Genomic DNA, 6,555 nt, shown 5'->3' on the forward strand with positions numbered 1-6,555 from the left:
CGGGGGCAGGATTTGAACCTACGACCTTCGGGTTATGAGCCCGACGAGCTACCAGACTGCTCCACCCCGCAACAACTCCAAAAAACAAAGCCTGGTTATTCTTTGTTTCCCTGCGGTGGGACTTACCCAACCACTCAAGAGGCTGCGCATTCTATGGGGGCTTCCTCAGTGAGTCAAGCCGTAATTGGCATTTGTTTTCACCAAATGAATAAAGCCGCCTTTAACGTCTCGCAGGGCAGTATAGAAAAGGAAGAAAATCCCGCAAGGATGCAGTCTTCATATACCCTCTTCTCTTCTAACCGCCACACCCCTATAAAAAATAATACCGGGTAGGGACGCCATCCAGCCCCCAAGCTGCCATTGCCGGCACGGGCTGCTACCTGTGCAACGTTACAGCACCTCTTCGGGGTCAACGTGTTAGCTGGTGCACTATCGCTTTTCGAATCGGCGGGAAGCGGTCACTAATTCGCAGCACCATTTTTCTTAAAAACTTAGCCGGCAGGCGATCATCAGTAAATAAATCCACCACCCTATTCGTGCCGGAATATATAGGCCGAGACCCCAACCGGTGGAGTGCCTGGTAGCGCACCAGGGCGCGAGCCAACTGTGCGGAATTGTACAAGCGATTCACCCCGTCCAGCTGCCGCACCAGGGCATCCGCCCCCGCCAACCCCAAGTTAAACCCGTGCGCCGTCACCGGATGCATCCCCACAGCGGCATCCCCAACCAACGCAAAGCGCTCGGCAGAAAAGCGGTGTGCATAGACCGCAACCAATGGATAACAGCAGCGCTCTCCAAAAGCCTCCACTACACCAAGCTGCGAAGCACTCTCTCTCGAAACATGCGCGGCAAAATCAACATCACTCATAGCCATAACTTGAGCGGAAAGACTGGCGGGCACAGTAACAACCGCCGAAGAGCGGCCCTCTTCAGACAAGGGTAGCAGTGCCAATGTTGAGCCGTAGCGAAAGTACTCCCGAGCAATTCCTTGGTGGCCCAGTGCCGTGCGTACCGGCCCAACAATAGCGACGCGACCAAAGTCACACATATCGGCACCAATACCTGCCATGCGCCGCACCTCAGAAAAACGGCTATCGGCTGCTACAACCAAGGGCGCACGCACACCCCCTCCCTTTTCGAACTGCAGCTGACGGAAACCGCCACTCAACTTCATTGCCGTTACCGTAGAACTGCAAATTAACTCTATGTTATCGGTCGCCACGGCCGTCTCATATAAAACCCGCCGAATCGCGGAGTTGGAAACGATATACCCCAGGGGCCCTGTGCCGTCCTGACTGAAGTGAAGCGTCGCCGGCGAGTTGCCATCAATCACCTGAGCAGCATTGAGCGGGCTGATCTCCTCAGGGCACAACCTCTGCCAAGCCCCAAGCGCCTGCAACAACCTGTAAGATTTGTGTGTCAGGGCGATTTCTCGGCCATCATCTGCAGGCGCGGATAAAGCAGTCTTATTCTGCCGCTCGATGACAGCAGCTCGACACCCCTTTCTGGCAAGCATTACCGCCAGAGACAGTCCGGCCGGCCCAGCCCCTACAATAGCAACATCAGACTCCATCATTTTCCTACCCCAAGTGCAGATTTGCGCCTAATAAATATCAACCACTGTAGTGACCCACACTTTACGCAAACTGATCCAGATCAGGGCAAGGTAAATCCATCCAACCGAGGTATAAATCACTAGCCTAAAGAGGTATAAATCATTGAGATCGACGCCCACCCCCCAGGAAAACCGGAGCCTATATGGAGCTTAAAATTCATTTCGTTAATGCTTTTACCGATCGTGTATTTCAGGGAAATTCAGCTGCGGTTATTATCACTGAGGAATGGCTGGACGATAATCTAATGCAGTCAATCGCGACGGAGAATAACCTTTCCGAGACTGCCTTTTTAGTAAAGCATCCGGAGAATGACTACAAAATTCGCTGGTTCTCACCCCTCACTGAAATCGATTTTTGTGGTCACGCGACTCTAGCATCGGCCCATGTCCTTTTTTCTCAAAATCCACCATGCAGGCAAGTACAGCTTTATGCGGATGCTGTAGGGAGCATGAATATTATTCGGGCCGAAAACGGGGTTATCTCTATGAACTTTCCCAAAATAGAACCGCAACCAGTGAGCCAGGTCCCCACAGCGCTAATTGAAGGACTTTCGATTAAACCCGCTAAAGTACTGGTCAATAAACAGGCCTATTTTGCAATCTATAATAACGAGCAGGAAGTACTAGAAATACAACAGAACCCGGATATTTTGAAGAAACTAGAACCCCATGATGTTGTAGTCACGGCAAGATCAAAGAAATACGATTTTATTTCCCGTTATTTTTGGCCGAGTAATGGTGGTGCCGAAGACCCGGTTACAGGCTCCATCCATACCGGGCTCGCCCCCTACTGGTCGAAAATTCTGGATAAAAAAGAGCTGGTGGCCCACCAGGCCTCTCAACGTGGCGGCCTACTGAATTGCACCGTCACCGGGGAAAGAGTCATCATCTCAGGTAGCGCAGTGCCCTATCTGGAAGGCACCATACAGGTATAAATCCCCCGCCCAACAACACATAAAAGGAAGATAAAACTCATGAATAAGACAGGGTCATGCCTCTGCGGAGCGGTTCACTTTGAAATAGAAGGTGAATTCGAGGGCTTCTTTCTCTGCCACTGCAGTTACTGCCGTAAAGATACCGGGTCAGCCCATGCGGCCAATTTATTCTCGACATCGGCCAAGCTCGAATGGCTGTCTGGCGCAGAGATAAGCAAAACCTTCAAACTGCCCGGCACCAGGCACAGCAGAAGCTTCTGCGGGCAGTGTGGCTCAGCGCTACCACTGGAAGACACCGAACTTGGGCATCTAGCCGTTCCGGCGGGCAGCCTGGACAGTGAGGTAGAAATCAAACCCAACGCACACATTTTTATGGCCAGTAAAGCCGAATGGGACCGGGATCTTGAAACCCTCCCCCGAATAGATACCTTTCCACAAATGGACAGTATCAACTCCGATTAAACCGACAACCTCTCAGGTGCACCCGGCTATTGCCGTGAACAAATTCACAATAATAACCGGGACTGAATGTCAGGCCTCAGCCTGGATGTCCATCAACCCTTGGCTGGAACAACACCGGGGTGTAATACAGTAAAAAAAGTGCATACCCTATGACCCAGGCAACAATTGCCGCGAGGAAACCGCTCGGAGCCGGCGCCCAAAAAATTCGAGCAAGCGCAGATAGCATCAGTGCGGCAAACGCCAGGGGCATCAAACGCGGTGCCTTGAGTATTCTGCCGGTATGCCCGAGGCTGACCCGGCTGGTCATCGATAATATCAACCCGCCAATACCACCAATGGCAAAGGCGTGTAGAGCCGGGCTCTGCCAGGATGGGGCAACCTTGCTCCAGGCCAAGGCTGCGAGAAAGCACCCTAAAATCACCAGCCAGTAACTCACTTGCAGCGACCAGACCATGGGTTCAGCCCAGATTTTGGTCGGGTGCCAACGCGCAACACGAATGACCTGTAAAATTCCCAGCGACAAAGCAAAAAAGGCCCATACCATCTGCGGCAACCCTATCGCTACCGACAGCAATAACCCCAGCGCCGAAATATGAGTGCCCCACTCAACCACAGGCAACTTATCCTTTGGGCTTAAATGGAAACGGCGCGCGGTAAAGAATGGAATCACCCTGCCGCCGACCACCAGAATGATCGCAGTGACCAATAACAGTGCCACCAGCGCAATACGACTTTGCGCACCTGGGACCAGCCAATGGCTTGCCGACAAGGCGGCAAACATCAGCATCGCAGGCAGCACAAACATATTGCGCCACTGCTTAGTCCGCAGCACCCGCGCACCCAGTAAGAATGCTGAGAATAGGAAGAAGGAGGCTTCGGCAAGGACAGGCATCCAGATAGGTACAACTGCTAACAGGTACCCCAGGCGGGCCAACAACCAAAGGCCGAAAAGGGCAATAAGCTGGGTACCCCGTGGCGACGGAATACCAGTCCAGGTCTGCATAGCAGTCCCCAGGAAACCAACAACGACAGCGGCAGCAAACCCAAATAGCATCTCATGGGAATGCCAGACGACCCCCACACGCAACGCTGGCATCTGCCAGCCCAATAGCTGCCCTTGCCAAATCACCAACGCAACCATACTCCACAGAGCAGCCCCCCAAAAAAAGGGGCGGAACGGCATACGCCATATAGGTGCAATAGACTCCGCGCTTGCGCGGTCAACGATGGGTATCACAATCCACTCTCCTTACCAACTACGGGAGGACTAAGCTCCCAACATAAATAATTCGCGGCACAAGCCCCCTGACAGGCCTGTTTTGTTTTGGAGAATCAAAGGCGTCCTTTAAAATGCAGGACACAGGGGTTTCAACTTGTCCAGCGGCGGGCCAGCAGCAGAAGACCAACCGACTTTTGAGTCATCCGCATCAATGCGAAATTTCGCCCGAAATTCCATTTTCAGAGTTTGGGATAGGGCTCTATTCTTACTCAATTAGTAAAAATAGTTAACAAAAAAATGAAAACTCGGTGAATTAATGTGCCTGCAGTCAAAGCATTTTGACAGAAAAGAAAAAATAAAATTGCAGCAATAACCCTGGATTTTATAGGGTTATTTTCATTTTTGAGGGAAATTTAGATATAGGTGAAGTGCACTTGAAGTATCGCATAGACCTATGGCTCCCGGGAAGCACCTCCTCTGACAAAAAGCAGGCTCACAGCCATTGCCGCACCTGCTAAACAGGCGTTGATCGTAAAGGCACGATCAATACCTTGTGATAGCTCCAATGCCATTGCTACCACGGTGGTATTCATAGCCAGACCTATGGCACCACCGATAATTTGAAACATATAAATCAGAGCTGCCGCTAAACTCGCCCGACTCGGCCCCAATGTTGTAACCGCCGTTGTGGTTATCGTGGGAAAATACAAGCCCAACCCCACACCCAGCGCAAGCATTCCCGGAATTAAATGAATATATCGCTCATGCACCATTAGTCCGGAGAGCAAAATCATTCCCAGCCCCAAAAACAGAGCTGCTGCAGCCAACATCAGCCTGGCCCCCATCACCTCATAAAGCCATCCAGCAATATAGGACATCACCGCATAAGTAATCATCACCGGTAACAAACCCGCTCCAGACCATACTGCAGAAAAGCTTAATTCCTTAATAAGAAATTGGGGGATATACAACAGCATCGATACAAATGAAACAGATAAAAGTAGCGTCACAATACAGACACTGAAAAAACGCCAGTTAGTGGCAACATCGGCGGGGATAAGTGGATCTGAATGGGTATAAGTTTCTACCCACGAAAATACGAAGAAAAATACAATAGAGATTATAAGCAGCCCGATGACTACGGGACTCTTAACCCCCACATCGATAACAAAGTCCAGAGCCAGCATCAGAGCCAATAGGAATATTGACAGGGAGATCATCCCCCAATAATCGACTTTTTCTTTACTCTCCTCAGGCTGATCATCTTCTATGACTTTCCAGCCAACCAACATTGCCGTCAATGCGATAGGTACATTAATAAAGAATATCCAGCGCCAACTGGCAAAATCAGTAAAAAAACCACCCAGTAATGGACCCACCGAATTGGCAAACCCACAGACAGTCATAATCAACCCCCCCGCCTGCCCCGCCCTTTCCTCTGGCATAATCTGGTAAGTCATACCAAGAATCGCCGGCCACATTAAAGCCCCACCAACCCCCATAAGGGCCCGCCCCCCTAACAACATCCACTCATTGACAGCCAGCCCCCCCACAATGGAAAAGAACACAAAAATAGAAGTGCCGATAAAAAAGAGCCGGCGACGCCCAAACATATCCGCTAGACGTCCACCGGTGACGATAAGAATCCCAAATACCAACGCATAACCATTAATTACCCACTGGAGCGTGGAAATATCTGCGCGGAAATGCTGTTCCATTGCAGGAATCGCGACAGAAAAAGCGGTAAAATCATTAGCAATCAGAAAAATAGCAAACGACAAGGCCGTTAAGCCAACAATCTGTGATCGTGATAGCGGAGTCTTTGAGGCTGCCATAAATGCCAAACTTCACACTTTGCAAATCTTGCAACGGATATAAAAGCTTGGACCAACAATAGCTCCACTGCAGGGCAAATTGGTTCGCAACTCCAAATGAGGGCGTACCCTGAAGGAAGTGTATTTAAACTTTATTACTAGTATCTCAGTGCTTTTATCCTATACCAACGATCTTATTTATTGACAATACTAAAAGTGATACCCAAAGTGGAAATCCATCAAGGCTTCAAAATAGATTGACTAAGCCAATGAATCAAACAGAAGCAAATCAAATGATCAACAAAGCTTATCGAATACAAATGGGAGTTTAGAGTAAATATCTCTCTTCAATACTTCGGACAGTTTTAAGGAGCGAAATAGGTAGGAAACACAGCCAGATACTGAGAAAATAAGGTTCTCACTTCAAATTAGAACAATACCTGCCCATGGTAGATGCCTAGATTCCCACAATGACCGACACACTTGGCGATAGCAAAGGGGGCCAGCTGG

At 49.9% G+C, this 6,555-nt stretch carries 6 protein-coding genes; 3 read left to right on the plus strand and 3 right to left on the minus strand.

Annotated elements, in window-relative coordinates:
• On the plus strand, positions 1 to 333 hold a 333-nt coding region (locus MO867_RS19835; protein ID WP_252472341.1), incomplete at its 5' end, for a hypothetical protein.
• A 76-nt stretch (positions 334 to 409) separates the two neighbouring features.
• On the opposite strand, the gene ubiM is transcribed toward MO867_RS19835, so the two are convergent.
• Complete coding sequence (gene ubiM, locus MO867_RS19840) at positions 410 to 1,576, minus strand: 5-demethoxyubiquinol-8 5-hydroxylase UbiM (protein ID WP_252472343.1); 1,167 nt, start codon at positions 1,574 to 1,576, stop codon at positions 410 to 412.
• Between the two features lie 182 nt (positions 1,577 to 1,758).
• Between ubiM and MO867_RS19845 the strand changes: the two genes are divergently transcribed.
• Both MO867_RS19845 and MO867_RS19850 read left to right on the plus strand, forming a co-directional pair.
• A complete protein-coding gene (locus MO867_RS19845) occupies positions 1,759 to 2,550 on the plus strand; it encodes a PhzF family phenazine biosynthesis protein (protein ID WP_252472346.1) in 792 nt (263 codons plus the stop codon).
• Positions 2,551 to 2,589: 39 nt separating this feature from the next.
• On the plus strand, positions 2,590 to 3,012 hold the full coding sequence (locus MO867_RS19850) for a GFA family protein (protein ID WP_252472348.1): 423 nt from the start codon (positions 2,590 to 2,592) through the stop codon (positions 3,010 to 3,012).
• Between the two features lie 76 nt (positions 3,013 to 3,088).
• Here the strand turns inward: MO867_RS19850 and MO867_RS19855 are convergent, their stop codons facing one another.
• Together MO867_RS19855 and MO867_RS19860 are read right to left on the minus strand one after the other, a co-directional pair.
• Complete coding sequence (locus MO867_RS19855; RefSeq protein ID WP_252472350.1) at positions 3,089 to 4,249, minus strand: NnrS family protein; 1,161 nt, start codon at positions 4,247 to 4,249, stop codon at positions 3,089 to 3,091.
• Between the two features lie 434 nt (positions 4,250 to 4,683).
• Positions 4,684 to 6,066, minus strand: a complete 1,383-nt coding sequence (locus MO867_RS19860; protein WP_252472352.1) for an MFS transporter — start codon at positions 6,064 to 6,066, stop codon at positions 4,684 to 4,686.
• Between the last annotated feature and the right edge of the window lie 489 nt (positions 6,067 to 6,555).

It is taken from the genome of Microbulbifer okhotskensis, assembly GCF_023895975.1.
Lineage (GTDB): Bacteria > Pseudomonadota > Gammaproteobacteria > Pseudomonadales > Cellvibrionaceae > Microbulbifer > Microbulbifer okhotskensis.

What these genes read in the sequence shown, in the direction of transcription:
- ubiM (WP_252472343.1), bottom strand. Translation starts at nt 1,576, where the DNA reads ATGATGGAGTCTGATGTTGCTATTGTAGGGGCTGGGCCGGCCGGACTG.
- MO867_RS19845 (WP_252472346.1), top strand. Translation starts at nt 1,759, where the DNA reads ATGGAGCTTAAAATTCATTTCGTTAATGCTTTTACCGATCGTGTATTT.
- MO867_RS19850 (WP_252472348.1), top strand. Translation starts at nt 2,590, where the DNA reads ATGAATAAGACAGGGTCATGCCTCTGCGGAGCGGTTCACTTTGAAATA.
- MO867_RS19860 (WP_252472352.1), bottom strand. Translation starts at nt 6,066, where the DNA reads ATGGCAGCCTCAAAGACTCCGCTATCACGATCACAGATTGTTGGCTTA.